The sequence below is a fragment of the Pigmentiphaga litoralis genome (genome assembly GCF_014651835.1).
Lineage (GTDB): Bacteria > Pseudomonadota > Gammaproteobacteria > Burkholderiales > Burkholderiaceae_B > Pigmentiphaga > Pigmentiphaga litoralis.
The window spans coordinates 1041704-1067820 of record NZ_BMXQ01000001.1 but is presented as its reverse complement, the minus strand read 5'-3'; the positions used below and the strand labels follow the sequence as shown (position 1 = coordinate 1067820).

The following is a 26117-nucleotide window of genomic DNA, read 5'->3' as shown; positions in this document are numbered from 1 at the left end:
CGCCCGGGGTGGCGCTGCTTCGCCACTGCTGGGCTTGATGCCCGGCGGTGGCGCCACGCAGCGGCTGACCCGCGCCGTGGGCAAGTTCCGCAGCATGCGCCTGTTGTTGACGGGATCCACCATTCACGCGGACGAGGCGTATGCCATGGGCCTGGTCAGCGACCTGGTGGCCGACACGGAAGTCGAGGCCACCGCACTGGCATTGGCAGGCCGCATTGCGGACCTGCCGATCCATGCCGTGCGCGCGATCAAGGAGGCCGTGCTGCATGGCATGCAGGTGGGCCTGGACGCCGGACTGGCGCATGAACGCAAGGCCTTCCAGTTGCTGTTCGCAACGGACGACAAGACCGAAGGCATCCGGGCGCGCCTGGAAAAACGCCCGCCGAACTTCAGCGGGCGTTGAGGCTGCGGCACGCCGCGACGTGCCTTCACAGCGGCGTGGCGTGCTCCCGCATCCACGCCACGGCTTCCCGTGCCTCATGCCGCAGGGCATCGACATCCAGCCCCGCCAGCACACCGTCCTCGACGATCTGCTTGCCGCCCACCAGCAGCGCCTTGACGTGCCCGCCGCCGGACGCGACCGGGGCAATGCCCAGGTCATGCAGCCCGAAGTGGCGCGGCGCATCGACCGCGTGCAGCGCCAGGTCGGCAACGCGGCCCACCTCGATGCGGCCCAGGTCGGTCAGGCCCAGGACGTCGGCGCCGCCGGCAGTGGCCCACCGCACCACGTCTTCCACCGTGGTGCGGTTGCGGCCGGCTTCGCCTTCACCGCCGTGCTTGCGCGCGCGGGTCGATTCCCCTTCCTTGGCCCGCTGCATCAACCATGCGGTGTGCACTTCGGAATACATGTCGGCCGCTTCGTTGGATGCGGCGCCGTCGACGCCAATTGAAACCTTCGCGCCAGCTGCTTCCAGCGCTTCGACCGGTGCAATGCCGCTGCCCAGGCGCGCATTGCATTGCGCACAGTGGGCGACGCCGGTGCCGGTGGCGCCGAGCAGGGCGATTTCTTCGGCGTCGAGCTTGACCAGGTGGGCGAACGATACGTCGCTGCCCACCCAGCCGTTGTCGGCGCAGTACTGCACCGCGGACCGGCCTGCGATCCGGTGCGCGTCGTCCTGGTAGGACACCGTCTCGGACAGGTGGGTATGCATGCGCAGCCCCAGCCCGCGGGCGAACGCGGCGCTTTCCCGCAACTGCCCCGCATCGACTCCGTGCAGCGGATTGGTCGGCGCAAGCACCACCTTGCGCCGCGCATCGGGCGCGGGGTCGTGGTACCTGGCCGCCAACCGTTCCACGTCGGCCAGGTAGTTTTCGAACCGTTCCGGCCGCAAGGACGCGGGCAGGCTGTCTTCGACCTGCCGCACACGCGTCTGGCCGCCGCGGCACAGCACGAAGCGCAGGCCCAGCCGGTCAGCTTCTTCAAACAGGATCTCTGATGTGTCGAAGCCCAGACCCGGGGCATACAGATAGTTGTGATCCGCAACCGTTGCGCACCCCGACAGCGCCAGCTCGACGAGGCCGATCCGCGCCGCCGTCCGAAAGCGCGATTCGTCAAAAGCCGGGCGATAGCGGAACGGGATGGCCGTCAGCCAGGGCATCAGCGTGACATTGATGCCCAGCGGATCGCCCTTGAGCAGCGACTGGAACAGATGGTGATGGGTGTTGATCCAGGCCGGGTAGACCACGCAGTTGCTTGCGTCCAGCACGCGTTCGCCCGGTTCGGGCGCCAGCGTGCCAATGGCGGCGATACGGCCGTCGCGCACGCGGATATCGCGCGCGTCACTGCGCGCGGCCACACCCGGCAGGCCAGTCAGAATGGCCTGCGCGCCGCGGATCAGGAGGCTGTCGCCTTCTGGGTCAGACACTCGGCCGTCACCGGAAGGCAACGACATGCCAAAGGAAGCTGCCATGGCGTCACACCTTGGCCATGCGGTCGGCCAGCGGTGGCAAGAAGCGCAGGTCGTACAGGCTGTCGACCGTGGGGCGGGTCTTGAGCCCGAAGGTGTCCGACACCATCGTGATCTGTTCCGCGACCAGCTCCTTGCGCACGTCGCCCATGCCGTGCGTGCGGGTATCGGGCGCAGCCAGGTACCTGGCAGTGATCAGCCAGCTCTCCAGTTGCACCTTCTCGTCGATCAGTGGATCGCGCTGCTTGACGATGGCCATGGCGGCCGCGGGATTGGCAAGGGCGTCCTGCAGGCCGCGATTGCTGGCGCGCAGAAAGGCCGCCAATGCCTTGGGGTTCTCGTTGATCAGCTTGGTGCTGGCCAGCACGGCGTTGCCATACAGATTCACGCCCGCATCGGCAAACGACAGCACACTGAGGGTCTCGGGCTTCATGCGCTGGAACAGCGTCACGGCGGAATCGTGGAAGTAAGTGGCGCCATCCACATCGCCGCGCACGATCACGTTGTCCCGCAGGCTGAAATCGGTGGTGACCCATTCGAGCGCGTCGTCGGTCAGGCCGGTCTTGCGCGCCACCATGGGCCAGGCGCGTTTGGTCGACTCGACCGCCGCAGCGGCGATACGTTTGCCTTGCAGGCTCTTGAAGTCGGTGATGCCGCGGTCCTTGCGGCCGATGATCGCGAACGGCGCGCGGTTGTAGTACTGATAGACGGCCCGCAAGGCCGGGGCGCCGGTCGCGGCGCCGTGGTATTCGATCAGCGAGTTAATGTCGCCCAGGCCGATGTCATATGCGCCGGTCACCACGCGCGTAATGGATGCGACCGAGCCGCTGCCGGCATCGATGATGACGTCCAGGCCTTCTTCCTTGTAGTAGCCCTTGGCCAGCGCGACCAGGAAGGGCGCGGTCTGTCCGGTCACGCGGTAGTCCAGCGTGAAACGCAGGCGGGTCAGGGGCTGGGCACAGACGACAGGCGCAGCCAGTACGGCGGCGGCGGCAGCGCCCAGTTTGAGCAGTTGACGGCGATGCATGGTGAAGCTCCTTCGGATGGCGGTCGATGCCGTGGACTCGGCTTGCGACTTGAAGTGGGAAATCGCCCGCGGCCGGCACGTCATGACGATGCACCGGCGGCGGGCACTTCAAGAGCAATTTCCGGCCACGCTGGCGACCCGTGCACCGTGACGGTGCTGAAGGAACGGAAGGTGGTGAACGCTTCTACTCTTGCGCCATATCAAGCACGTAGCGTGCCAATCGGGCGGGGCGATCACTTCGGGACGTCGAGGGTAGCTTCGACTTGGACTTGGGGTCGATGCCCCGCATGCCCACGGACCGGTCGGCGTGATGGCGCCAGGGGGTAGAAGGTATTCGACGCCGACGGAAGAGGGCGATTGCGCGCGGACCTGCCGGCTTATTCCAGGCGGCCCTGTTCGTTCAGGCGCTGCCAGGCCGCGACCCATTCCAGCGCATGCGCGGTGCCGGCTTCCGGGGTGTCGAAGTCAGTGGTGGGCGGGATCATGCAGGACTGCAGGTTGCCGCCCCACTTGGCTTCGAGTTCGATATGCGGCTCGTACCGGTTCTGGCGGTTGCGGCGGATGTGGACCCGCACGCTCCAGTCGCGCGCGCCCGCATCGAGGGGCGACACCGGCGTCGTGCGAATCAGCACGCTCTGAATGACCGCCAGCATGACCAGGAGCGGCAGCAGCAACTCGAAGATCTCTTCAAAGCTCTGGAGCAGGGTGCTGACCGTAGCGGGCACCGATGCCATGAGCCCGGTCGACACCAGCGTGACCGGCGTGCGGTCGAAAGCCTTTGCGAGCACGATGATGACCAGGAAGGTCATCAGGGTCAGCGCCGGGGCGCGGCGCGATACCAAGGCGTTCCACCAGGGCCGCGCGCCGCGGCGGATCAACCACAGAATGGACAGTACCACCGGCAGCAGGGTCACCACCGCCATCACGATCTGCTCAATCGATCCGTGGCGGTTGTAGAAGCGCGCCTTGAGGATGCTGATGCCGAACATGGCCTTGTGCAAGTCCGCTTCGCGCGCGGCCAGAGACAGCAGCACGATGCACAAGGCGACCTTGTCGGTCTTGCTCAGGCCAGGCATGCGCGTCATTACCACACAGGCCACCGACGCCAGATACAGGAAGATGGTGCCGTTTTCAACCGGACCGCCTTCGTCCAGAAATACGGCTGGCATGACCGCAGGCGTCAGCAGGCCGACGATGAGCGCAAGCAGCGCAAAGATGGCAGCGAGCACCAGACTGGCGTTCCCACTGGACAGACCGCTGACCGCGGGCGACAGGGGAATCGAAGGCACCTGCAAGGGTGCTGGTGTGCGTTCTGGCCGAGAGGACAGGTCGCTTGAAGCAGCGGGATCTGGCATGCCGGGACGTTCCTTAAGTGAGCGCCAGACTGAGGCCGCCGGGCATACGAACCAGTGACAGGGAAGGGTCGCGGAGCCCGTTGCAGGGCCAGCGGTCCCCTGCACAAATGTGTCGGGAAGAAGTCATCATACATACGTACATGAACGTATGTCGGAAAAGTCCATGCATCCGTGGGGGATTTGCCACTGGCGCGCCAGGCATGCCGTATCCATGATCACTGCTCCAAGCAAGGAATCCGGCGCTGTTGCAGTGGCCTGCGCAATGCGGATGGGGCGCAGGCCGGGTATGTGCAGGTGCGGGCTGGTAGAATCGCCGACTCGCTTTTCACCCGTGCTGTTTGCGCTTCTTTACCGATGTGTACCGCCACGCATTCTTGCGGGCGTCTTGCCACCGTGAAGACTGCTTTGCACCACGCCGGCTTCACGGCAAGGACTGCTCTCATGCGTTTTGACCTGATCGATCTCGGTCTGTTCCGCCATATCGTCGAGGCGGGCAGCATCACCCACGGCGCCGCGCGCGCCAATCTTGCGCTGGCTGCGGCAAGCAAACGCATGCGCAATCTCGAGGTCTCGCTCAACATCCAGCTGTTCGAACGCGCACGGCAGGGCATTACCCTGACCCCCGCCGGCCGCACGCTGCTGGCGCATGCCAAGACCATGCTGGAACAGGAAGACCGCTTGCGCGGCGATCTGCATGCGTATTCGGGCGAACTGGCCGGCCAGGTGCGCCTGTTGGCCAACAACCATGCGCTGACGGCTTTCCTGCCTTCGGCGCTGACCGCCTTTCAAAAGCAACATCCGGACCTGCATGTCGAGGTCAACGAGCGGATGCCCGACGAAGTGGTGGAGCAGGTGGGCGATGGCACGGCCGACCTCGGCTTGCTGCCCGCGTCGACCGACACGGGCGGGCTGGAGACCTATCCCTTCCGGTCGGACCGTCTGGTGCTGGTGGTGCCGACCGGCCACGTGCTGGCGCGCCGCAAGGGGATGGGCTTTGGTGACGCTCTGGACCAGCCCTTCGTCGGCCTGGATGCACGCAGCCCGTTCCAGCAATTCCTGTCGGATAAAGCCCTGGCGCAGGGCAAGGCCGTCAACCTGAAGATTCAGGTGCGCAGCCACGATGCCATCTGCCGCCTGGTTGGGGGTGGCGTCGGGGTGGGCGTGGTGCCCGAAGCGGTTGCGGCGTCGTGGGTCAAGGTCGGCCAGTTGAAGGCCATCGTGCTGGCTGACGCCTGGGCGCTGCGCGAACTGGTGATCTGCCTGCGCCGCCTGGCCAACCTGACGCCCGAAGCGCGCCTGCTGGCCGAATACCTGGGCGGCGGGTCTGCGGCCGACAAGCCCGCCGACGCCGCGCTCGAGCCGGGTCAGCAGGGTCTGCTGATCTAGGCCAGCCCGGCCCGCTTGAAGCACATTGCCCTTTGGCTACCAAGGCATCGGCTCGCCCTGATAATCCACAAAGGCGCACACCTTCTTGCCGGCGTGCGCATCCAGCGTGCGGATCAGGCCTGCCGCGCTCTGTTCGACCGTCTCAGTCGCATCCGGCCCGCCCATATCGGTCTTGACCCATCCCGGGTGCAACGCCAGCAAGCTGAAGGGCAGCAAGTCCAGCGTCGAGGCCCAACTGAGCATCAAGCTGTTCAACGCCGCCTTGCTGGCGCCATAGAGCGGCATGCCGCCTGCCCGGTTCAGGGTCAGGCTGGCCATCTGCGAACTCATGAACCCGATCACACCGCCGTCAACCACGCTGCCGCATAACTGCTGCGCAAGGCGCACTGGCGCGATTGCGTTCGTCATGAAAAGCGTGCCGGCTTCATCCATCGTGGCCGCCGCCACGCTTTGATGCAGCGGCGTCTTTACGCCCGCGTTGAACACCATGCGGTCGAAGCGAAGGTCACCACAACCCGCGCGCAGCACACTGGCGGCGTCGGGCTCATTCAGGTCGCAGGTGATCAGGGTAAGTGCGTCGCCATGCTTTCCTGCCAGCGCCTGCAGGCCGTCGGAAGCGGCCGGATTGCGCGCCACCGCCACCACACGGTGCCCCTGCGCCAGCAGCGCCGTCACCAGACCCAGACCAATGCCGCGCGATGCGCCTGCGATCAATACATTCATGCGAGCTCTCCTGAAGTAGGAGACGACGGTAGCGCCGCGCCCGGACTGCACGCAAGTCACCGAACGTGTCCGTCCACCACGCACCATTCTGTTGTCTAAAAACATATCTAAAAACATGTGTCGTAAAACATGTTTTTAGATATACTGCTTGCATTGATGCAGCGACGAGCGTGAAGCGCCACCCTGGCGCACCTGCGCTGCGAACAAGGATCTCCATGCACGGACCACATCGAGGCGGCGGCCGGGGCGGGCGTCGTTTCTCCGCCGGGTTCGACGACGCGCAAAGCGGCCGCCCGGCATTTCGCACCGGCCGCAAACTGGCGTCCGAAGACCTTCAACTGGTGCTGCTGGCCTTGCTCGCCGACAAGCCCAGCCACGGCTATGAACTGATCAAGACCCTGTCGGAAAAGTCGTCGGGCTTCTATGGACCAAGCTCGGGGATGGTCTATCCGGCCCTGGCCTATCTGGAAGACATCGGCCACGCCACCGTGACGATGGAAGGCGCCAAGAAGCGCTATGTGGTCACGCCGGAAGGCGAGGCCTGGCTGTCTACGCAGCGGCATGTGGCTGACGACATCCTGGCGCAGCTGGCCAGCGTTGGCGCCAAGATGGCGCAGGTGCGCCGCGTGTTCGCAGGCGAAGAAGACGCCGACGCCGTGGCGCCCGGCACGCCGGAATCACTGATGCTGGCGCGGCTTGGACTGAAGCATGCCCTGCACGACCTGGGCGTCTGTTCGCCGGAAGGCAACCGCCGCATTGCAGAGATCCTGCAGCGCGCGACGGACGACCTGCGTCAACTCAAAAAGGATCTGACATGAGTTCACTGATTTCCAATACTGCCGCCACTGCGTCCTTGCAACGCGGCGTGCGCCGTGTGCGTCACGAACTGAAGATGCGCCTGCTGCAGGTTCGCCGTGTGGAACACGTCACACCGCGCCTGCTGCGCGTCACCCTGGCTGGCGATGACCTGGAAGGCTTTACCAGCGCGGCGTTCGACGACCACGTCAAGGTCTTTTTTCCGGCCCCGGGGCAGGATCGGCCCGAGCTGCCGCAGCTTGGACCCAATGGGCCTGCCGGCCCCGGTGGCCCGGATGCCACCGACACGCCGCCCACCGCGCGCCGCGATTACACGCCACGCCGCTATGATCCGGCAAGCCGCGAACTGGATATCGAATTCGCCTTGCACGGCCACGGCCCGGCTGCGGAATGGGCAGCCCAGGCGCGTGCCGGGCAGTACCTTGGCGTGGGTGGCCCGCGGGGGTCGATGGTGATGGAAGGCGACTTCGACGGCTACCTGATGGTGGGCGACGAGACGGCCCTGCCGGCTATCGCGCGCCGGTTGGAAGAACTGCCGGCCGGCGCCCGGGTTTGCGTCGTGGCCCAAGTGGCCGATGCAAAAGAAGAACAGACGTTCCGGACCCTGGCGGACCTGACCGTGCGCTGGGTGCATCGGGGCGCGTCGGATGACGCCGTGACGTCGAACCGGGCAGCGCCGTCGGGCGATGCGGTCGTGGCCGCCTTGCGCGACCTGCGCCTGCCGGACGGCGACATCTACGCCTGGGTGGCGGCCGAATCGAGCGTCGCCAAGGCAGTCCGGGCCTATCTGGTGGGCGAGCGCGGCTTGAACAAGGCGTGGGTCAAGGCAGCCGGCTACTGGCGCCGTGGGGCCGAGGCGACCCACGACAAACACGAAGACTGAACGCGACCGGTGCCAGGCTTCAGGGCAGCTCTGCCGGCACGCTGTCCTGCGCCAGGTGCAGCTGGCGGCGGATGTCCCATTCGGCCAGCGTGGCCTGCACCGACCCGTAGAACACGGCGTTCTTGACCAGGTACATCGAGGGCAGGTGGAACACTTCATACCGTTCGACCAGCCCGCGGTTGTCCCCCGCGTCGATCCAGCAGACCCGCTCCACGGGCAGATTCATCTTGGGCAGGTTTTCTCGTGCCAGACGGCAATTGGCGCAGGTGCGGCTATGAAAGACCACAAGCGAAACGCCCGTGGCGTCGAGCAGGAAGCGGTCGGCGGTACTGTCGTTGAGGTCGATTTCTTGCATGGCGAGCCGATAGGCGTGGGGAAGGGCATAAAAGACGAACCTGGCGCCGGTTGCAACCGGCCGGCCCAAGGCGCACTACGATAGCGGATTGCGTAACCCGGGAACACCATGCCGCCGACTTGTGAAGACGGCCTCACGCGCTGCGCGTGGGTAACCGCCGATCCGGACTACCGTCATTATCACGACACCGAGTGGGGCATGCCCCTGGGTGCCGACACGGCGCTGTTCGAGCGCATCAGTCTGGAAGGCTTCCAGTCGGGCTTGAGCTGGCTCACCATCCTTCGCAAACGCGAGGCCTTTCGTGCGGCGTTTGCTGGGTTCGACATCGATCGACTGGCGCGTTTTGACAACACCGATGTTGGCCGATTGTTGCAAGACGCAAGCATCGTGCGGCACCGCGGCAAGATCGAGGCCGTGTTGAATAATGCGCAGCGGGCCATCGCGCTGCGGGAAGAGGCCGGATCCCTGGCCGCGTTCCTGTGGCGTTATGCACCGCCCGAGGCGCTGCTGACCACGCCGGTCCGCGCCACGTGTCCCGAGTCGATCGCGCTATCCCAAGCGCTGAAGGCCCGGGGGTGGAAATTTGTCGGGCCGACGACGCTCTATGCCTTGATGCAGGCCACCGGCATGGTGAACGACCATGCCGCCGACTGCGCCTACCGGCATGCGGTGCACGCCGCGCGGGCGGCCTTTACGCGGCCTGCCGCGCCGGGCGCACCCACCCGGCCTGCCGCGCCTAGCGATACCCTGACCGACGCAATTCCGCCTTCAAGGCCATGATCTCGTCCATCAGGTCCAGCGCCAGCGCGACGCCGGGCGGATTGAGTTCCAGGTCCTGCTCCAGCCGACAGGCGAGCCGCGTGCGTCGCAGCGAGACGCCAGTGAAGCGCCATTCGGGCGGCCGGTCGCCCAGCGGCTCGAGCATGCCTTCCGACACCCAGGTCATGACGCGCTCGCGCGGCGCGCCGCTGGCCTGACACAATTCCAGCAGGGTCAACTGCACTTCGTCTTCGACGACCCGACCATCGAGGGTCGGCGATTCGCTTGGTTTCATCACACTCTCCTGGTGTGCCCCGCGCGCGTGCGGTCAGAAGCCCGCGCGTGGATTGAAGTGGAAGGCTTTCTGCATGGCCGCATAGGCGTCACGCGCTTCGGGCGTGTCGGCGGGCGGCAAGGCGATGGCAATCACCACATACAGATCGCCCGGCGGATTGCTGGGCAGCCCTTTGCCCTTGAGCCGCAGCTTGCGGCCCGCCGAGGTGTTCGGCGGAATCGTCAGCTGCACCGACCCGTCGGGTGTCGGGACGTCGACCGTGGCGCCCAGCGCCGCTTCCCATGGCGCAAGCGGCACGTCCACATACACATCGCGTTCATCGACCCGGAACAGGCGATGCGGCCGGAAGGCGATTTCAAGATAAAGATCGCCTGGCTGGCCCTGGCCGATGCCCGGGCTGCCCTGGCCGGACAGGCGAAGGTGCTGGCCTTCGCGCACGCCTTTGGGGATGTTGACGCTGAGCGTGCGTTCCTGTGTCGTGACGCGGCCCGACGGGTCCGTCATGGGCATGCGCAGGGTGACGTTGCGCGAGGCGCCTCGATAGGCGTCTTCCAGGTCGATCATGACCTTGGCGTGATGGTCTTCGCCCTGCGCATGCATCGGGCGGCGCGTGCGGCCGCGTGCACCGCCGGCTTGCCCGCCGAACATGGATTCGAAGAAGTCGCTGAAGTCGCCGGCGTTGCCGCCGCGGCCGGTGAACTCGAAGCCGGCATCCCAGTTGGGTGGCGGCTGGAAGTCCTGGCCGCCTTGCCATTGCGTGCCCATGTTGTCGTAAGCCGCGCGCTTGTCGGGTTCTTTCAGCACCTGGTAGGCCTCGCCGATTTCCTTGAAGCGGGCTTCGGCGTCGCTTTCCTTGCTGACATCGGGATGGTATTTGCGCGCCAGTTTGCGATAGGCGCCCTTGATTTCGGCTTCGGTGGCGGTGCGTGGCACCCCGAGGATCTCGTAATAGTCTTTGTATTTCATGGCCCTTGGCGTCAAAGAATGGGGGAAGGGACAGAACGGATACGCAATACTTGGGATCACACGCCGGCAGATCAAGCGTGCAACACGTCCGGTTCATAATACAACTGGCAACATTGGCGCCCGGTAACGGGCTGTGCAGGCATGGCTTTCGCGTATCGTTGAGCGCAGGCGAACCAGCCGACTGCGCAGGGGTGTGCGCGGCTCGCCCTCACAACAACACGCAACGACCATCCGGGCTTCGGCCCACCCAGGTAGCCATGAATAATTCGAGTCTCCATTACAAGACTTTCCTGTTGATCCTGATCGTGGTGTCGATCGCGTTCGTCTGGATCCTTCAACCTTTCATAGGCGCGGTGTTCTGGGGCACGATCCTGGCGATCATCTTCGCGCCGCTCAACCGCAAGCTCGTCAACAAGTTCGGCAAGCGGCGCAACGCCGCCACGCTCGTCACCTTGCTCCTGGTGCTGCTGATCGTCATCCTGCCGCTGATGCTGATTACGGGGTCGCTCGTCCAGCAGGGTTCGCTGGTCTATGACCAGATCAAGAGCGGCAACCTGAACTTCGGCGCGTATTTCCAGCGTGCCTTCGATGCGCTGCCGCTGTGGGTGCACGACATCATGGTGCGGTTCGGCCTGTCCGACATCGCGAGCATCCAGACCAAACTGGCCGACGCCGCGGCGCAGGGCAGCCAGCTGATGGCCAGCAAGGCCGTCAGCATCGGGCAGGACACCTTCCAGTTGCTGGTCAGCTTCGCCATCATGCTCTACCTGATGTTTTTCCTGCTGCGCGATGGCCCGCAAACCGCGCGCCGCATCCGCCAGGCGATTCCTTTGAGCGATGGCCACAAGCAGCATCTGCTGCAGAAGTTCACGACCATTGCACGCGCCACCGTCAAGGGCAATATTGCGGTCGCCTTGGTGCAGGGTGCGCTGGGCGGCATCATTTTCTGGATTCTGGGCGTGCAGGCGCCGCTGCTGTGGGCCGTGGTCATGGCCTTTTTGTCGCTGCTGCCTGCCGTAGGCGCGGGCCTGGTATGGGGCCCGGTTGCGATCTATTTCCTGTTGACCGGATCAATCTGGGAAGGCGTGGTTCTGATCGCGTTCGGTTTCCTGGTCATCGGCCTGGTCGACAACATCCTGCGTCCCTTGCTGGTGGGCAAGGACACGCGGATGCCTGACTATGTGGTGCTGATTTCCACCCTGGGCGGCATGGCGCTGTTCGGCCTGAGCGGGTTCGTGATCGGACCGGTGATCGCGGGCCTGTTCATGGCCGCATGGGATCTGTTCGCGACCGAAGACATGCCCGAGACGGTCGAGACCCGTATTTTGTCGGGCCCTGGCGACAGCGTGACCGTCAAGGCCGAAGCCACACCCACGGCGCCTACAGCGTCGACGGCCTCGGTGGCCCCGGCCAGCGAAACGCGGGTGAATACGCGGACGGCCGAGACGCGTCAGCGGTAATTCACCCAGCGCCTTGCGCCTAGAAGCCGCCGAACTTGCCCGCCTGGTAATCCGCGATCGCCTCGTTGATTTCCTGGCGGGTGGTCATGACGAACGGACCATGACTGACCACCGGTTCCTTGATCGGGTCGGCATGGCCAAAGACCAGGAAGGCATCGGCATCGGCCGCCACATCGATCGCATCGCCGTCATGCGCGAACGTGACCAGGTGCTGCGCAGCCACCGGCACGCCATTGACGTTCAGCGCCCCCCGAACCAGATAAAAGAACACTGACCGATCGGCGGGCGCGCCCAGCTGTACGCGTGCGCCGGCGGTCAGCGTCAGGGTGGTCATGGTGATGCCGGTCAGCGACTGGATGGGGGCGACTTGTCCGGCCCAGGCGCCTGCGATCAGGTCCAGCTGGGCCTTGCCATCGTCCAGTTCCAGGCTGGGAATGTCTTCGCGCTGCAGGCCCACGTACTTGGGCGGGCTCATCTTCAGGCGCGACGGCAGGTTGACCCACAACTGCAGCACCTCCAGCGGGCCGCCATCGCGTTTGAATTCCGCCGACGACACTTCTTCGTGCACCAGACCGCTGCCCGCGGTCATCCATTGCACGCCGCCCGCATCGATCACGCTTTCATGACCGCCCGTGTCGCGATGGGCAATATCGCCTTCCAGGATGAACGTGACCGTCTCGAAACCGCGGTGCGGGTGCGGGCCGAAAGGCAGGCCGTTATTGCGGGGCCGATAGACCTGCGGACCATGGTGATTCAGAAACAGAAAGGGGTCCACCTGATCCAGGCCGCGGCCCGGCAGGGGGCGGCGGGTGATCAGGTCGGCAATATCGTCGCGCTGCGCGGGGAACTGGCCCGTGACGCTGCGCAGGGAACCAGAAGACAGGGGCGTGGAAGTCATGGACGGTCGCTATGCGGAAAAGTGGCTGCCGCCGGCATGATGCCCGCGGTGCAATGACCGCCATTATCGCCCCTTGCGGCTCAGGCCCGGCTCACCATGTCGGTGGCGCGCTGGGTGGCGTCGCTGGTGCGCGTCGCCAGCTTGCGCACTTCGGCCGCCACCACGGCAAATCCGCGGCCCGCTTCGCCGGCGCGCGCCGCTTCGATGGCGGCGTTGAGCGCCAGCAGATTGGTCTGCTGCGCAATGCCCTTGATCGTGCCCACGATCTCTGTCACGGACGCCAGGGTCTCGGCCAGCTCGTCCTGCTGGCGCTGCTGCGACTCGCGCAGCGCCGCCTCGTCGATGGAGGCGTTGACGTTCACCAGCACCCCGACCACCCGGATCGGCGAGCCGTCGGGCGCACGTTTGGTCTGCGCACGCGCATTGAACCAGTGGTAGACGCCACTTTTGACCCGCAGGCGATAGCGCACATCGAAAGGCGTCTTGCCCGACCGGTCGTTCATGTGGGCAAGGAGGGCGTCCAGCACCTTTTGCTTGTCATCGGGGTGCAGCCGGGACGACCAGCTTTCGGTCACGTCCGGGAATTCTTCGGTCGTTTCGAAGCCGAGCTGCCGGCGGAAGGCCTGCGACCACCAGAACGGATTGCGGGGGTTGAGCGGGTCGTTGGGCTGCACGGTCAGATCCCACACGCCGTCATGCAACAGGTCGCGCGCGAGCTCGAAGCGGGCCAGGCGGTTGTCACGTTCCTGTTCGTGCGCGCTGCGCTCGACCAAGATTGCCGACGCTTCGGCCGCGTCGGAGGCCTCGGCCGCAGCCTGGGCCAGCTGCGCGTTGGCGGTGTCCGCCTCGTGCAGTTGCTGGCGCAGCGTCTGGATCTCTGCGGCCTGGGCTTCCTGCTGCGCGAGCAGGGAGGCAATCCGTTCGTTCTGCAGTCGGTGTGCGTCGGACAGCTTGGTCGCCAGGGCGCGGGCCTTGGGAGATGCGCCAAATTGCCATTCCGGCGTGTTGCCGGCAAGCCAGGCGTCGCCTGCGGCGTCGAGGCCGTTACGCAGGGCATTCGAAGAAAACAGTTTTTGGAGCATCGCGGTGGTCGTCCCTGTCGGCGAGTGGACCCCCACCCGCACCCATTCAGGGTTATCGGCCAATCCCCGCCGTAATTGAGCGCAGGATGCAAAAGTGGGCACTACGGATTGATGATCCGGTGCCCACGTCGCTTTACAAGCCCCGCCGGTTCGTGCAGGCGGGTGCGGTCGCGCTCAGACCGCTGCGGGGATCCCTGCGGTCATCCTTACTGCAACACCGCGCCGGAGTCCTTCACGGCGGTGGCCCATTGCCTGTTGTCCGCCACGATCTTCTGGCTGGACTCGGCCGGGGTGTTGCCCAGGGGCTCGACGCCGATCGCGGCCAGCTTCCAGCTCAATCCTCCACGTAGCTGTCCGGATCGAAACCGGTGCGCACGCCCCGGTCCATTTCCTGGATCGAGGCGATGTCTTGCTGGTCCAGCGCAAAGTCGAACACCGCAAAGTTCTCGGCCATGCGTGCCGGATGCTGCGTCTTGGGAATGGGCGCGAGGCCCAGCTGCAGATGCCAGCGCAGCACCACCTGCGCAGGTGTCTTCTTGTGCTTGTCAGCAATGAACACCAGCAACGGGTCGGCCAGGTTGCGGCCGCGGCCGATCGGGCTCCAGGACTGGGTCACGATGCGCCGGCCGGCGTTGTAGTCGCGCAGGTCGGGCTGCGAAAAGGCGGGATTCAGTTCGATCTGGTTGACGGCCGGGGCCTCGCCTGTCGCATCGATCAGCCGGTCGATATGCGCAGGCTGGAAGTTGGACACGCCGATTGAACGGACCTTGCCGGCGGCCCGCAGGTCGATCAACGCGCGCCAGGCATCCACATAGGTGTCCCGCGCGGGTTGCGGCCAATGGATCAGGAACAGGTCCAGGTAGTCGGTACCCAGGCGCGTCAGCGTCTCGTCCAGCGCTTTCAGTGCCGGGCCATAACCGTGGTCGGTGCCGCGCAGTTTGCTGGTCACGAAGATGTCGCCGCGCGCCACGCCGGATTGTTGGAGCCCGCGTCCCACGCCCGTTTCGTTGCCATAACGCGCCGCCGTGTCGATCAGCCGATACCCCGTCTGGATGGCACAGGCGACTGCCTGTTCCGCGGCCGCATCGTCCAGTGGCCACGTCCCGAAACCGAGCGCGGGAAGGGCGTGGCCATCGTTCAGCATCAATGTGGAAGCAGCAGTCATGACAAGGCGCCTTGCAGGAAAATGGTTGGTGCCAGGGTAGCAAATTCAGAAGCGCCGTCGGAAGCGCCTGCCGGGCGTGTTCCGCAGCGCATCCATTCACTTGTCCGCCGCACAACCCTTGCCAGACTGCTGGGTTCATTCTCCGGCGAACAGGCTGCCCGTGGCGGTCAAGGGATAGCCCAGGGCCGGCTTGTAGCTCAGCTTCCAGTTGCTCTTGTTCTTGACGCGCGCCGCAAAGGCCGCCAGGTCGGCGCGTTCCAGGGCGCCGGCGTACAGCGCGTTGGTCTGGTTGGTCGGCGACACCGAAAAGTCGATCGCCGTGCCGGCCGCCACCAGCTCGGCGGGAATGGTGCCTGCCGCGCCGCCCAGCGTGATTGACGCCAGGAACGGTCCGACGGCAGTGATCTCGCCGGCCGTGCCATCGCCCAGGCCGGTCACCGCTCCGCCTGTAAAGGCGTAGATGGTCTCTTCCTTGCCCAGGCCCGCGGGCGATCCGACTGTGAATCCCTTGTCGGCAATCGGGCTGGCCGGGGTGTCGGTCTGGATGGTCACGATGCTGCCGGCCGGCAGATTGCGATCGGCCGTCCACACGAACACGCCTTCGTTGGTGACGCCGGTAAATTCCCCCGTGCCGGTCTTGCGGTTGCGGTCCGTGAAGGTGATGCGCGTGCCGCCATTCACCGCCTTGAGCAGCGCAAAGGCAAAGGCGTCTGGCTGTTCGGCATTGGCGCCCACGAACAGCAGGTCGTTGACCGCCAAAGGCGTTGGCGTGCCTGCCGCCGTGAAGTTGAACGCGGTTGGACCGCTCAGGCCTGCATAGCCATTGCCCTGGTGATCCAGTACCGCAGTCGGGTCCACCGTCAGGAAGTAGCCGGCGTTGTTCTGCAAAGGGGCCGTCGGCGTCAGTGTCAAGGTATTGAAGCGGACCTGCACGCGTGCCGCGGCGCTGGCGGCGTTGAAGGTTTCGACCACCGCGCCATTGGCCGTGCGCAAGGTGATGTTGCCCGCGCCCAGTCGCACGCCTTCATCGAAATGCAGCACGATCTGCGTGTCGACATTGACGCCCACGCGGTCATCGGCTGGTGTGCTGGTGACCAGTGCCGGGCCGCGCGTGTCGCGCAGCGGGTTGCCGATCACCGTGCGAAAGCCCTGGAACCGTTGTTCCGCCGCGGGCAGGTCCTTCGCCACGCTGGTCGTGCCGGTGAACACCGTGTCGCCGTTGTCCAGCAGCAGTTGCACGGCTGTCCCCGCCGCCACCGGGCCGGGTACCTCGACAATGCTTTCGAAGCTGCCGCCCGTGGCCTTGCGCAGGGTTTCGAGGTCGTTGTCGAGTTCAACCGGTGCAAGGGTCGGGTCGCCATTCCAGGTGTACAGCGCGAAGTTGCGGGTGACCGCGGCGCTGCTGCCAGCAGCCGGGCCGGCAAGGATCAGGTAATTGCCGTCGGTGCCCTTGTCGATGGACCGGATGCCGCGTCCGCCCAGGTTCAGTTGCAGCGGCGCGCCGAAGGCGGCTTGCGTGGCCGTCCCGGCGATCAGGGCGGGCAGATTGTTGACGGGCACAATCAATGCCTTGTCGCGCAGGGCCGTGTTGGCCAACGGCGCGCGAAAACCCAGCCAGACAGCGGTATCGCCGCGGCTGCTGGTCATGCCTTCAATCGAAAACCCGTCCACCCGTTCCGGCGCGATACCGGCCGCGGCCGATGCAGTCAGGCCGAACGCGTTGGCGCCCAGGCCATGGGTGTTGGCCGCATCCCAGGCCGCCAACTGGCGTTCCAGATCGCCAAACTGGCCCACGTACTGGAAGGTCGTGGCCGCGCCCACGCCGGTGGTTTTGACGGCAAACACATGACCCCGGTCGGCCATCGCATCGCCGCCGTCCTTCTTGTTGCTGTGCGATCCGGCAAAGAACAGTGTGTCGCCCATCTTGACGCTCGCTTCCAGGTCCAGCTCCTTTGCGAACTTGGGCCCGTTCACCGCGTAGCTCCACTCCAGCAGCGCTTCGCCGCCCGCGCGCGGATATACGCGCAGCAGATTCGATTCGTCGTCGGCCACGATCATGAAGGTGGCGGACTGGGCGATAGCGGTCGACGCGTCGGCCGACCCGCCGGTGGTGGCAGCGCCCGGCGTGTAGGTGTCCGGCGCGACGGCGGGCGGTGGCGATACTGGCGCCTCGGTGACCGGAGGTGTCGTCACAGGAGGCGTGACGCCAGGAGTGCTGTTGTTGTCACCGCCGCCGCACGCGGTCAGGGCCGCAAGCAACACGGTGGACAACAGAAAAGTCGACAGGCGAGCGCGCGGCGTCAAGGGCATGGCAATCCGGTAGGGAAAAGGCAGGGCAAGGGGCAAGGGAAGGCAGGCGGGCGCCGGTGAACGTTCAGTCGAGCGTCGGGGCCGGCAGGCGCGCCAGCGTACGGCGGTGACATGACATGGTCGTGACACATGGCCCGCGTGAGCCGGGTCATCTGCTGGCGCTGCGGTCGGCCTGGCTGGCCAAGCGGCATGCAACGACACGCACTTTCTTGCATGTTGCTCAATGCCGCGTGACTCGGCAGGCGGCCGGCCGCATCGCCTTCCTGGTAGAAGTCCCTAGCTGCGACGACCTTTGAAACAGGCGCAGAATGCACTGCCGACATAATCATGCAACATCGTTCATGTCGCAGATTGGACGGCGCGTCCACGCGCGTCGACCCGTTGCCCGCACAGACGGGCACGTTCCCACCCGAGGAGACACCCCCATGACCCGTTTTTTCCTGCGCCAACGACACGCCGGATGGCTGCTGGCCGCTGCCGTGGCCGGCACCCTGGCCGGCTGCGGCAGCGACGACAATGACGACAGCGGCACGCCGACGCCTGCCGCGTTGGCGTGCAACGACACCATGAAGGCGGCCTTCAAGCCGGACGCCAACACCAGTGTCTTGCTGGTGCGCGCCTACAAGAAGGGCGACGCGCTGACGTTGGGCACCGCCAGCGCAACCACACCAACCGCCGCAGCCGATCTCTGTGTGGTCAAGCTGCTGGTCGGCCCAGGCAATCCCGGCCCGGCCGATGCGCCATCGACCTCGCCCGGCATCGGGATCGAGGTATGGCTGCCCGCGCCAACGGCCTGGAACAACCGGCTGCACGTGCTGGGCGGGGGCGGTTGGCAAGGCGGCGTGCATACCTCATTGACGGCGTTGGCCGGCACGTCGCGCAACGGCCTGGTCACGCCTGCCGAGGTGGCCGGTGTGGAAGGTGCGGTATCCGCCACGACCGATACGGGTCACGCCAACACGACCAATGGCGGATCGTTCGCGATGCTGCCTGACGGGTCCATCAACACGGCGTTGTGGAATGATTTCTCGCAGCGGTCGCTGCGCGAGATGACCGTCAAAACCAAGGCCTTGACCCTGGCGTACTACGGGCGCGCGCAGCGTTACGCCTATTTCGACGGCTTTTCGACGGGTGGCCGGCAGGGACACAAGTTGGCCCAGGTGTACCCGGAAGACTATGACGGGATTCTGGCCGGTGCGCCCGCGTTCAACTGGACGCGCTTCATTACCGCCGAACTCTATCCACAAGTGGTGCAGCAGCGCGATCTGGCGGGTGTGAACCTGACCAGTGCCCAGTTGGGCCTCGTGTCCAACGCCGCCATCAACGCATGCGATGTCGTCGGTGGACAGCATCTGGGCTATATCCCGGATCCGTCACTATGCACCTACGATCCGACCAAGGACACCGCCGTCCTGTGCGCAGCCAGTGGCGGCACGAACGCTACGGCAAGCTGCGTCAGCACGGTGCAAGCCACGGCCATCAACAAGATCTGGTATGGCCAGACCAATGATGGATCGGTGCCGATTCCTGCGGCGGACAATGGCTTTGCCGTATCGCCGACCGGCAATCAGCGCTGGTATGGCCTCACACGCGGCACGGACCTGAACGCACTGGCGGGCGCCAATCCCTTCCCGATCAGCACCGACGTCGTTGCATTGGAATCGCAGGACGCCACGATCGCCCAGCCTGTGTTCATCAACGCCAAGGCCAATGGTGCGAACCGCTGGCGGCAACTGACCTACGCGGACCTGGCCGCAGCAGGCGACAAGGGGCTGGCATTGCAGACGTCATTTGCCAACATCAATACCGACAATCCGGATCTGTCGCGCCTGCGCGACCGGGGCGCCAAGATGGTGATGTATCACGGCATGGCCGATGTGCTGATCCCGCCGCAAGGCTCGATCAACTACTACAACCGCGTGGCGACGCAGATGGGCGGCATCCCGGCGATCCAGAATTTCTATCGTTTCTATCTGGTGCCGGGCATGACACACGGGTTGGGGAATGGCACGGCCAACACGGCCGCAGTGGTGCCGCTGCCGACCGCGGGCCAGCTCTACCAGCTCGTGACCGATTGGGTAGAGAAGGGCGCGGCGCCGGGCCGGCTGGATATCGCCAGCACGGTCACGACGACGGCGCCGGTTGCCAGTTCGCGGCCACTGTGCGTATACCCGCTGAAGGCGACATACACCAGCGGATCGGTCACGGCGGCTGCGAGCTATACCTGCTCGTGATCAGGCCAGCCTGATCAGAAGGTCGTGCGCAGGCCGACCTTCACGCTGCGCCCCCCGAGCGGCGCGATATCGCGCAACACCGACGTTGCCGTGCGCGCCGTCTCGTTGGTCAGATTGTCGAGCCTGACATAGGCCAGCGAGCTCAGGCCCGAAAACTTGAAGCGATAGCTGAAGGACGCACCGAGCAGGGTGTAGCTGTCGGTAGCGGTGTCGGCCACCGGCACATGCGTCTGGCGCGCGACGTAGGACACGTCCGCACGGGCGCCCCAGGGTCCCGATCCATAGATCAGCGATGCGCCCAGGCGCCACGGGGCCAGGCGCGGGAGCGCTTCACCCGTGTCGCGGTTCTTGCCACGCACCACGTCGCCGCGCAGGGACACATCCAGGGTGTCGGCGCCCGTCAGCAGTTGCTGGCCGACGCGGGTCTTGCCCTCGGCTTCGATGCCGTACAGGACGGCGGGCACGCCGGCATAGCGGTATTCGGGCAGTCCGTCGGCGCCGACCACGGCGCCTTCTTCATCCCGCAGCACACCCGTGGTGCCCAGTGCCAGATAGTTCGCAAAGCGGCTGTAGTAGGCCGACACGTTCGCCGTGCTGGTGCCTTGACCAAAGCGCATGCCCAGATCCAGCGACGTGGCCTTTTCCTTCTTGGCGCCCGGATCGCCGATTTCATACGAGCCGGTGGCCAGGTGCGGGCCGTTGGCGAACAGTTCGTAGAAGGTCGGGGCGCGTTCGGTATAAGCGAGGTTGGACGTCAGGCTATACGCCGGGTTGAGCTTGTACACGAGCCCGGCCGAGGCGCTGCCCGTGTTGAAGCTGCGGCTGGCATCGGTAAAGCGTTCGTTGTCGCCCGACTTGGCCTTGATGCGCGTGTGGTCCATGCGGCCGCCCAGGCTCAGCTTCAGGTCTTCGCTTGTGGTCAGGGGCAGCTCTTCCAGGATGAACAGGCCGGCGTTGTCGGTCTCGGTAGAGGGCACGAAAGCTTCTTCGCCCAGGGCCGAAAACTTCTTCTGGCCAAATTCCGCGCCGATCACGCCCCGCATTTTGCCGATGGGCCGGTGCTGCGCTTCGAAGCGCGCATCCCAGCCCCGGTTCTTGAAGGTGGTGCCCACCTCGCCGTTCTCGATTTCCTTGTGCTCGTAGTCCGAGAAGTTGATCTTGCTGCGCACCGTTTCGAAAATGCCCCAACCCAGATTGCGGGCCTCGCCTTCCAGGGCCAGGTTGTCCTGCTTCATGTCGATGCGCACGTCTTCTTCGGCCACGGTGCCGTAGTTGCTGCGATAGCCCGTGTAGCTCGCGCCCAGGTAGCCGTCCGCCCAGGTGTAGGCGCCGCCCACTGATCCGCCTTGCTGGCGCGCGCTGCTGTTGGGCAGGCGGCCCTTGGCTTCGGTTTCGCCATCGGGCAGGGGGTTGGCGTTGCGCAGCCGTTCGCTGCGCGCAAAGCCGGGGATGTGCAGATTGCTGGTGTGGCGATCGAAGGCGTCGGCGTGCACCGCAAACTGCCCGTTGCCGGCTTCGACCATGGCGCTGCCGCCGCGCTCGGCATCGGCGCCGCCGGCGCGCGCGTCGACCGCGCCATGCACGCCATGGATCGGCTCTTTGGGGATGCGATTGGTAATGACGTTGACGACCCCGCCAATGGCGGTGCCACCGTACAGCAGCGCCGCCGGGCCGCGCACGACTTCGACGCGGTCGACGGCCAGCGGGTCAATGGGCAAGGCATGGTCATACGACAGCGCGGATGCATCCAGCGACGTGCCGCCGTTCTGCAGAATACGGATGCGATCGCCGTCCAGCCCGCGAATGACCGGGCGGCTGGCGTTCGGGCCGAAATAGCTGGATGACACGCCAGGCAGATCGTTCAGCGTTTCGCCAAGCGTACTGGCGCGGCGAATGGTCAGTTCATCGCCTTCGAGCGTCGATACCGGGCTGACCATGTCATTCAGATCGCTGCCCAGCGGATTGCCGGTGACGACGATGCCGCGCAGGGTGACCGCGGATGCGGCCGGCGTGGCAGGTGCGGCCGCGGCGGTCGAACCGGCGCCGGCAGGGGCGGCGGTCCGGGTCTGCGCCTGGGTAGCGTACGGCAGGCACAGCAGGGCCACTGCCGCAGCCAGCGGGGTCAGGCGGGCGACGGCATGGGGCGCGCGGCGGGCGCGACGAGAGATCAGGGAAACGTTCATAAGATGCTTGAAGGTGTGCCGGAACCTGCGCGCGTCTTGAAGACGCCATCGTCTTGCGATGGGACGGCCGCGCGCAGGGGTTCCCGGACAGAAATCGACGTCGGCGGCGACGCGCCACCGACACAGCTCAAACCAGGACGACGATCTCGCCGCGCGGTGGGGCGCGCGAACGGAAGGCGCGCAGGGGCGCCAGATCGACCGGCAGCGCGGCGAAGGATCGCGGTGCGAGCTGGGTGACGCGCAAGGGCGTCAGGGAAGGGGGAAGACAGGTGCCGCCCACGAACAGCGAATCGCCGTCGAACAGCACACAGGAATGGCCGAAGTGGGACGCCAGGGGGCCGTCTGGCAATGCAGGAGAGGCTGGGGTCGAGGCTGGAGTGAAGGCCTCCCGGCCGCCGATGGCATCGGGGTTGGCCGCGCCAGCCTGCCCCGCGCCCATCGCCAAGGCCGCTGCCAATCCAGGGATGGCGGCATCGCCATGCTGGATACGGTGCGCCAGGCCAGCCGTCTGCATGACCAGCACCAGCAGGGCAACTGCCATCCAGCCAAAAGCCGGTCTGCGGCCGTCCCGTGTCCGGCCGGCATGCCGCTGTCCCATGCCAGGTCGTACGCAGCGGGCAAGGGCTTGCCACATCGTATCGACTCCTTTCAGCAACATGGGATTTCAGGGCGGCGCCACGCGGCGCACGGTCGGCGGCCATTGTGCAACGGAGTTGCAAGCAATACAAGCGAGCCGTCTGCGTTCAGTCGCGCCGCGCTTCGTCTTCCAGCCACTTGCAGAAGTCCCGCACCAGCGGCTGCGTGGCATGCTGCCGAGGCACGATCCACCAATAGCTGCGCGCCGGCACATCGGGCTTGCGCAGCGCGACCACCAGCCGCCCGCTGTCGATTTCGTCAAGAATCAGGGGCAGGGGACCCAATGCCACCCCCAGTCCGTCAGCCGCTGCCTGCAGGGCCAGGTAATAGTGATCGAAAAACTGCCGTTTGCCGAAGGCCTGCGGCGACAGCCCGGCCGACACCAGCCATTTCTGCCAGGCATCGGGCCGGGTGTCGGAATGCAGCAGGGTGTGGTGGCGCAGGTCGGCGGGTTCACGGATCGGCGACTGCTCCATCAATGCCGGACTGCAGACCGGCACTTCCGTCTCCTGCATGAATTCACGGCTGTCGCAGTTGGCCCAGTGGCCAGGGCCACGGCGCACGGCCACGTCGAACACTTCGCTGGCATCGGTCAGCGCCGTGTTGGAAGTTGCCAGCTTCAGTTCGACGGCGGGGTACAGGCGCTGGAAGCGGCTGAGCCGGGGCAGCAGCCACCGCATGGCAAAGGTGGCCAGCGCATTGATCCGCAAGGTGCGCACGGTGCCAGACTCCGCCAGCCGGGCACTGGCGGCGGCCACACTGTCGAACGCGGCCTGCACGGTAACCAGGTAACGACGGCCGTCATCTGTGAGCTGGACGCGCTTGCCACGCCGATGGAATACCCGGACGCCCAACCAGTCTTCCAGCACCGCCACCTGTCGGCTCACGGCGCCATGCGTGACGTGCAGCTCCTCGGCCGCGAGCGTGAAGTGTTCGTGGCGCGCAGCGCATTCGAACACTCTAAGCGCCTGCAAGGGAGGAAGTTTGCGTTGCATGCTTGTGAGTGTAGATCACATAGCAGCGGTATAAAAATCGATTTGGTCCGCTTCCGCAAGCGTCTACCATCCACAACCTGATGACCCTGTGATGACGTTCCGATGCTTGCGCCGACCTTGCCCGCTGCTGCTCCCTCTCCATCCACCGAAGTGACCGTGACGCCCACCGTCATGGATCTGTTCCTGGGGTTCCTCGGTCTGGGCATGATCGGTTTTGGCGGGGTGCTGCCCCTGGCGCACCGGCTGGTGGTCGAAAAGAAGCACTGGCTGACCGACGCGGAGTTCACCGACCTGCTGGGCCTCTGTCAATTCCTGCCGGGCGGCAACATCCTGAACCTGGCCGTGGCCATTGGCATGAAGTTCCACGGACCCCGGGGCGCGATGGCATCGTTGTTCGCCATCATTGCCGCGCCCTCGGCGGTGGTCATCGCCCTGGGCTCGATCTATACGCGTTTCAACGGCCCGCATCTGCAGCACATGTTTGCGGGACTTGCCGCCGCCGCCGCGGGGCTGCTGATTTCCACCGCCCTCAAGATCGCGGTGCCGATTCGCAGCAAGCCGCTCGCCATCTTCATAGCCTGTCTGTTCTTTGTTGCGATCGCGGTATTCCGGCTGCCGCTGTTGCCGACCATGGCAGTGCTGATTCCCCTCAGCCTGGCCGTGACCTGGCGGGCCGCGCGATGACCCCCGTGCTCGTCTCGCTCGCGATCATCTTCACGCAGCTGTCCTTGCTGGCCTTTGGCGGCGGCAACACCATCCTGCCCGAGATGCAGCGCCAGGTGGTCGAGGTGCACCAGTGGATGTCGGCGCAGGAATTCAGCGCCATGTTTGCGCTGGCGCAAGCCGCGCCCGGCCCGAACATGATGGTGGTGACGCTGGTGGGCTGGCACGTGGCCGGCTGGCCCGGCGTGCTGGTCACCACGCTGGCCAAGTTTGGCCCGTCATCCATCGTGACGGGCCTGGCCCTGCACGCGTGGGAACGGTTCAAGGACAAGCCCTGGCGGGTCAAGGTCCAGGCCGCCCTGGTGCCCATGACGGTGGGCCTGGTGGCGGCCAGCGCGGCGCTGATCACCATGGCGACGGCGCATGAATGGATGCTGGCGGTGATCACGGCGGTGGTCGCCATCGCGGGCTTCAGGCTGCGCCTGCATCCCCTGTGGCTGCTGGCTGCCGGGGCGCTGGTGGGGCTGACAGGCATTGGTCAGGGGTAGGACGCCCGTCCCTTCCAGGGGAGCACGCACATCCCTTCAAGGGATAGGGCCGCGGAGCCCTTACTTCGTCGCGGTCACCCGCCAGATCACATTCCCGACATCGTCCGCCACCAGCAGCCCACCCTGCTTGTCCAGCGCCACCCCCACCGGACGGCCCTGGGCTTCTTCCTTGTCGCTCAGGAAGCCCGTCAGCACATCCACTGGCGCACCCGCGGGCTTGCCGCCCGAGAACGGCACAAAAATGACCTTGTAGCCACTGAACGGCTTGCGGTTCCAGGACCCGTGCTGGCCGATGAACATGCCTTCCTTGAAGGTGTCGGGCAAGGACGTGCCGGTCGACGTGGCCAATCCCAGCGACGCGGTGTGGGGCCCCAGCGCGTAGTCGGGCACCCTGGCCTTGGCCACCAGGTCGGGGCGGGGCGGCTGGACACGCTCGTCCACGTTCGCGCCAAAGTAGCTGTAGGGCCAGCCATAGAACGCGCCATCCTGCACCGACGTCAGGTAATCGGGGACCAGGTCGCTGCCGATTTCGTCGCGCTCGTTCACCGCGGTCCACAGCACATTCGTGCCAGGCGCCCAGGCCATGCCATTGGGATTGCGCAGGCCCGAGGCGAACAGACGTTTCTGGCCGCTGGCCACGTCGATCTCCCAGATGGCTGCGCGGCCTTCCTCGATGTCCATGCCGTTTTCGCCCACGTTGCTGTTCGATCCCACGGTGGCGTACAGCTTTCTGCCGTCCTTGGATGCGATCAGGTTCTTGGTCCAGTGGTGATTCAGGCCCCCTGGCAGATCCGTCACCTTGACGCCCGGCGCCGTGATCGAAGTCGCGCCTGCCTGATACGGAAAGCGCATCACGGCATCGGCATTGGCGACATAGAAGGTGTTGCCGACCAGGGCCATGCCGAAAGGCGAGAACAGGCCTTGCAAGAACACGCTGCGTTGATCGGCCACGCCGTCGCCGTCGGTATCGCGCAGCAGCGTAATGCGATTGGCGCTGGGCACTTTCGCGCCAGCCCGAGCCATCACCTTGCTCTGCACCCAGGCACGGATGCCGGATGGCTTCTTTTCGGGGCCGTTGGTCTCGGCCACCAGCACGTCGCCGTTTGGCAGCAAATACACCCAGCGCGGATGGTCCAGCTTGTCGGCAAAGGCGTTGACCGTCGTGCCGGCCGCAGGTTGGGGCCTGGCCCCGTCGGGCCAGCCCACTGCCTTGGCAATGTTCACCGTCGGCATCAGCGTCTTGTTCGGCGCCGGCAACTGCGGGTTGGCGCCATAGCCGTCCGACACCTGCAGCCGCGCCATATCGCCGCAGGCCGCCAGGCTGGCCAGCATCAGGGAGGTGACAAGAATCTTGGGTGCAAACATGAAGGCTTCCTCGAAAGATGCCGGGGCAGACGCCAGGCGGCCGGAACGGGCTAAGCCCAGTCTAGGCACTATCGGGGCAAGCAGGTCACGCGATTTTGCAAGAGAT

The 26117-nt window shown here is 65.7% G+C and carries 25 protein-coding genes and 1 pseudogene; 10 read left to right on the top strand and 16 right to left on the bottom strand.

All coding sequences use genetic code 11. The features are described 5' to 3' along the window. Positions 1 to 4: 4 nt before the first annotated feature. Positions 5 to 403: pseudogene (locus IE116_RS04675) on the top strand (enoyl-CoA hydratase-related protein); the annotation flags it as partial. 25 nt (positions 404 to 428) lie between these two features. Here the strand turns inward: IE116_RS04675 and IE116_RS04670 are convergent. Then, positions 429 to 1892 carry an amidohydrolase family protein gene (locus tag IE116_RS04670; RefSeq protein WP_189614443.1) on the bottom strand — a complete coding sequence of 488 codons (1464 nt, stop codon included), beginning with the start codon at positions 1890 to 1892 and terminating at the stop codon, positions 429 to 431. A gap of 22 nt (positions 1893 to 1914) precedes the next feature. Next, complete coding sequence (locus IE116_RS04665) at positions 1915 to 2934, bottom strand: ABC transporter substrate-binding protein (RefSeq protein WP_189610208.1); 1020 nt, start codon at positions 2932 to 2934, stop codon at positions 1915 to 1917. Here IE116_RS04665 and IE116_RS04660 point away from each other — a divergent pair. Next, positions 2933 to 3085, top strand: coding sequence for a hypothetical protein (locus IE116_RS04660; RefSeq protein ID WP_189610206.1), 153 nt, complete (start codon positions 2933 to 2935; stop codon positions 3083 to 3085). The genes IE116_RS04665 and IE116_RS04660 overlap by 2 nt on opposite strands. Before the next feature lie 226 nt (positions 3086 to 3311). Here IE116_RS04660 and IE116_RS04655 read toward each other — a convergent pair whose 3' ends face one another. Beyond that, the gene (locus IE116_RS04655) at positions 3312 to 4223 is read right to left on the bottom strand and encodes a hypothetical protein (RefSeq protein WP_189610204.1); all 912 of its coding nucleotides are present in this window, start codon (positions 4221 to 4223) and stop codon (positions 3312 to 3314) included. A 507-nt stretch (positions 4224 to 4730) separates the two neighbouring features. On the opposite strand from IE116_RS04655, the gene IE116_RS04650 reads away from it, so the two are divergent. Further along, the gene (locus tag IE116_RS04650) at positions 4731 to 5675 is read left to right on the top strand and encodes a LysR substrate-binding domain-containing protein (protein ID WP_189610202.1); all 945 of its coding nucleotides are present in this window, start codon (positions 4731 to 4733) and stop codon (positions 5673 to 5675) included. A 36-nt stretch (positions 5676 to 5711) separates the two neighbouring features. Here IE116_RS04650 and IE116_RS04645 read toward each other — a convergent pair whose 3' ends face one another. Then, a complete protein-coding gene (locus tag IE116_RS04645) occupies positions 5712 to 6398 on the bottom strand; it encodes an SDR family oxidoreductase (RefSeq protein ID WP_189610200.1) in 687 nt (228 codons plus the stop codon). Positions 6399 to 6613: 215 nt separating this feature from the next. Here IE116_RS04645 and IE116_RS04640 point away from each other — a divergent pair, with 215 nt between their 5' ends. Together IE116_RS04640 and IE116_RS04635 are read left to right on the top strand one after the other, a co-directional pair. Beyond that, positions 6614 to 7216, top strand: a complete 603-nt coding sequence (locus tag IE116_RS04640; RefSeq protein ID WP_189610198.1) for a PadR family transcriptional regulator — start codon at positions 6614 to 6616, stop codon at positions 7214 to 7216. After that, positions 7213 to 8097: a siderophore-interacting protein gene (locus IE116_RS04635; protein ID WP_189610196.1), complete on the top strand. Its 885-nt coding sequence runs from the start codon at positions 7213 to 7215 to the stop codon at positions 8095 to 8097. Before IE116_RS04640 ends, IE116_RS04635 begins: the two co-directional genes overlap by 4 nt. 19 nt (positions 8098 to 8116) lie before the next feature. Here IE116_RS04635 and IE116_RS04630 read toward each other — a convergent pair whose 3' ends face one another. Next, positions 8117 to 8452, bottom strand: a complete 336-nt coding sequence (locus tag IE116_RS04630) for a thioredoxin family protein (RefSeq protein ID WP_189610194.1) — start codon at positions 8450 to 8452, stop codon at positions 8117 to 8119. A 108-nt stretch (positions 8453 to 8560) separates the two neighbouring features. Here IE116_RS04630 and IE116_RS04625 point away from each other — a divergent pair, with 108 nt between their 5' ends. Beyond that, positions 8561 to 9232: a DNA-3-methyladenine glycosylase I gene (locus IE116_RS04625; protein ID WP_189610193.1), complete on the top strand. Its 672-nt coding sequence runs from the start codon at positions 8561 to 8563 to the stop codon at positions 9230 to 9232. Here IE116_RS04625 and IE116_RS04620 read toward each other — a convergent pair. Next, positions 9189 to 9506, bottom strand: a complete 318-nt coding sequence (locus tag IE116_RS04620; protein WP_189610191.1) for a chaperone modulator CbpM — start codon at positions 9504 to 9506, stop codon at positions 9189 to 9191. The genes IE116_RS04625 and IE116_RS04620 overlap by 44 nt on opposite strands. A gap of 33 nt (positions 9507 to 9539) precedes the next feature. Further along, positions 9540 to 10472, bottom strand: coding sequence for a DnaJ C-terminal domain-containing protein (locus IE116_RS04615; protein ID WP_189610189.1), 933 nt, complete (start codon positions 10470 to 10472; stop codon positions 9540 to 9542). A 257-nt stretch (positions 10473 to 10729) separates the two neighbouring features. Here IE116_RS04615 and IE116_RS04610 point away from each other — a divergent pair, with 257 nt between their 5' ends. Then, complete coding sequence (locus tag IE116_RS04610; RefSeq protein WP_189610187.1) at positions 10730 to 11932, top strand: AI-2E family transporter; 1203 nt, start codon at positions 10730 to 10732, stop codon at positions 11930 to 11932. 19 nt (positions 11933 to 11951) lie between these two features. On the opposite strand, the gene IE116_RS04605 is transcribed toward IE116_RS04610, so the two are convergent. From IE116_RS04605 to IE116_RS04590, 5 genes are all read right to left on the bottom strand, one after another. After that, positions 11952 to 12830 (bottom strand): pirin family protein, encoded by an 879-nt coding sequence (locus IE116_RS04605; RefSeq protein ID WP_189610185.1) that lies wholly within the window; start codon positions 12828 to 12830, stop codon positions 11952 to 11954. Positions 12831 to 12910: 80 nt separating this feature from the next. Continuing rightward, positions 12911 to 13912: a methyl-accepting chemotaxis protein gene (locus tag IE116_RS04600; RefSeq protein WP_189610183.1), complete on the bottom strand. Its 1002-nt coding sequence runs from the start codon at positions 13910 to 13912 to the stop codon at positions 12911 to 12913. A 206-nt stretch (positions 13913 to 14118) separates the two neighbouring features. Further along, entirely contained in the window at positions 14119 to 14250 is a 132-nt protein-coding gene (locus IE116_RS26045; RefSeq protein ID WP_268249228.1) for a hypothetical protein, read from the bottom strand. After that, positions 14247 to 15077 carry an aldo/keto reductase gene (locus IE116_RS04595; RefSeq protein WP_189610181.1) on the bottom strand — a complete coding sequence of 277 codons (831 nt, stop codon included), beginning with the start codon at positions 15075 to 15077 and terminating at the stop codon, positions 14247 to 14249. Before IE116_RS04595 ends, IE116_RS26045 begins: the two co-directional genes overlap by 4 nt. Before the next feature lie 135 nt (positions 15078 to 15212). Next, entirely contained in the window at positions 15213 to 17387 is a 2175-nt protein-coding gene (locus tag IE116_RS04590) for an Ig-like domain-containing domain (protein ID WP_189610179.1), read from the bottom strand. Positions 17388 to 17812: 425 nt separating this feature from the next. Between IE116_RS04590 and IE116_RS04585 the strand changes: the two genes are divergently transcribed. After that, positions 17813 to 19621, top strand: coding sequence for a tannase/feruloyl esterase family alpha/beta hydrolase (locus IE116_RS04585; protein WP_189610177.1), 1809 nt, complete (start codon positions 17813 to 17815; stop codon positions 19619 to 19621). Positions 19622 to 19635: 14 nt separating this feature from the next. Here the strand turns inward: IE116_RS04585 and IE116_RS04580 are convergent, their stop codons facing one another. The 3 genes from IE116_RS04580 to IE116_RS04570 form a co-directional block, all read right to left on the bottom strand. Continuing rightward, positions 19636 to 21804, bottom strand: coding sequence for a TonB-dependent receptor (locus tag IE116_RS04580; RefSeq protein WP_189610175.1), 2169 nt, complete (start codon positions 21802 to 21804; stop codon positions 19636 to 19638). Between the two features lie 127 nt (positions 21805 to 21931). Next, complete coding sequence (locus tag IE116_RS04575; protein WP_189610166.1) at positions 21932 to 22345, bottom strand: hypothetical protein; 414 nt, start codon at positions 22343 to 22345, stop codon at positions 21932 to 21934. A 202-nt stretch (positions 22346 to 22547) separates the two neighbouring features. After that, positions 22548 to 23435, bottom strand: a complete 888-nt coding sequence (locus IE116_RS04570; protein ID WP_189610164.1) for a transcriptional regulator GcvA — start codon at positions 23433 to 23435, stop codon at positions 22548 to 22550. A gap of 102 nt (positions 23436 to 23537) precedes the next feature. On the opposite strand from IE116_RS04570, the gene IE116_RS04565 reads away from it, so the two are divergent. Then, entirely contained in the window at positions 23538 to 24119 is a 582-nt protein-coding gene (locus IE116_RS04565) for a chromate transporter (RefSeq protein WP_189610162.1), read from the top strand. After that, positions 24116 to 24646, top strand: coding sequence for a chromate transporter (locus IE116_RS04560; protein ID WP_189610160.1), 531 nt, complete (start codon positions 24116 to 24118; stop codon positions 24644 to 24646). Before IE116_RS04565 ends, IE116_RS04560 begins: the two co-directional genes overlap by 4 nt. Positions 24647 to 24706: 60 nt before the next feature. Here the strand turns inward: IE116_RS04560 and IE116_RS04555 are convergent, their stop codons facing one another. Beyond that, positions 24707 to 26011, bottom strand: coding sequence for a PQQ-dependent sugar dehydrogenase (locus IE116_RS04555; protein ID WP_189610158.1), 1305 nt, complete (start codon positions 26009 to 26011; stop codon positions 24707 to 24709). Positions 26012 to 26117: the final 106 nt, after the last annotated feature.

Coding starts and splice junctions, on each gene's coding strand:
- IE116_RS04670 (WP_189614443.1), bottom strand. CDS start 1,892: ATGTCGTTGCCTTCCGGTGACGGCCGAGTGTCTGACCCAGAAGGCGAC.
- IE116_RS04660 (WP_189610206.1), top strand. CDS start 2,933: ATGGTGAAGCTCCTTCGGATGGCGGTCGATGCCGTGGACTCGGCTTGC.
- IE116_RS04665 (WP_189610208.1), bottom strand. CDS start 2,934: ATGCATCGCCGTCAACTGCTCAAACTGGGCGCTGCCGCCGCCGCCGTA.
- IE116_RS04650 (WP_189610202.1), top strand. CDS start 4,731: ATGCGTTTTGACCTGATCGATCTCGGTCTGTTCCGCCATATCGTCGAG.
- IE116_RS04645 (WP_189610200.1), bottom strand. CDS start 6,398: ATGAATGTATTGATCGCAGGCGCATCGCGCGGCATTGGTCTGGGTCTG.
- IE116_RS04640 (WP_189610198.1), top strand. CDS start 6,614: ATGCACGGACCACATCGAGGCGGCGGCCGGGGCGGGCGTCGTTTCTCC.
- IE116_RS04635 (WP_189610196.1), top strand. CDS start 7,213: ATGAGTTCACTGATTTCCAATACTGCCGCCACTGCGTCCTTGCAACGC.
- IE116_RS04630 (WP_189610194.1), bottom strand. CDS start 8,452: ATGCAAGAAATCGACCTCAACGACAGTACCGCCGACCGCTTCCTGCTC.
- IE116_RS04625 (WP_189610193.1), top strand. CDS start 8,561: ATGCCGCCGACTTGTGAAGACGGCCTCACGCGCTGCGCGTGGGTAACC.
- IE116_RS04620 (WP_189610191.1), bottom strand. CDS start 9,506: ATGAAACCAAGCGAATCGCCGACCCTCGATGGTCGGGTCGTCGAAGAC.
- IE116_RS04615 (WP_189610189.1), bottom strand. CDS start 10,472: ATGAAATACAAAGACTATTACGAGATCCTCGGGGTGCCACGCACCGCC.
- IE116_RS04610 (WP_189610187.1), top strand. CDS start 10,730: ATGAATAATTCGAGTCTCCATTACAAGACTTTCCTGTTGATCCTGATC.
- IE116_RS04605 (WP_189610185.1), bottom strand. CDS start 12,830: ATGACTTCCACGCCCCTGTCTTCTGGTTCCCTGCGCAGCGTCACGGGC.
- IE116_RS04600 (WP_189610183.1), bottom strand. CDS start 13,912: ATGCTCCAAAAACTGTTTTCTTCGAATGCCCTGCGTAACGGCCTCGAC.
- IE116_RS04595 (WP_189610181.1), bottom strand. CDS start 15,077: ATGACTGCTGCTTCCACATTGATGCTGAACGATGGCCACGCCCTTCCC.
- IE116_RS04590 (WP_189610179.1), bottom strand. CDS start 17,387: ATGCCCTTGACGCCGCGCGCTCGCCTGTCGACTTTTCTGTTGTCCACC.
- IE116_RS04585 (WP_189610177.1), top strand. CDS start 17,813: ATGACCCGTTTTTTCCTGCGCCAACGACACGCCGGATGGCTGCTGGCC.
- IE116_RS04580 (WP_189610175.1), bottom strand. CDS start 21,804: ATGAACGTTTCCCTGATCTCTCGTCGCGCCCGCCGCGCGCCCCATGCC.
- IE116_RS04575 (WP_189610166.1), bottom strand. CDS start 22,345: ATGGCAGTTGCCCTGCTGGTGCTGGTCATGCAGACGGCTGGCCTGGCG.
- IE116_RS04570 (WP_189610164.1), bottom strand. CDS start 23,435: ATGCAACGCAAACTTCCTCCCTTGCAGGCGCTTAGAGTGTTCGAATGC.
- IE116_RS04565 (WP_189610162.1), top strand. CDS start 23,538: ATGCTTGCGCCGACCTTGCCCGCTGCTGCTCCCTCTCCATCCACCGAA.
- IE116_RS04560 (WP_189610160.1), top strand. CDS start 24,116: ATGACCCCCGTGCTCGTCTCGCTCGCGATCATCTTCACGCAGCTGTCC.
- IE116_RS04555 (WP_189610158.1), bottom strand. CDS start 26,011: ATGTTTGCACCCAAGATTCTTGTCACCTCCCTGATGCTGGCCAGCCTG.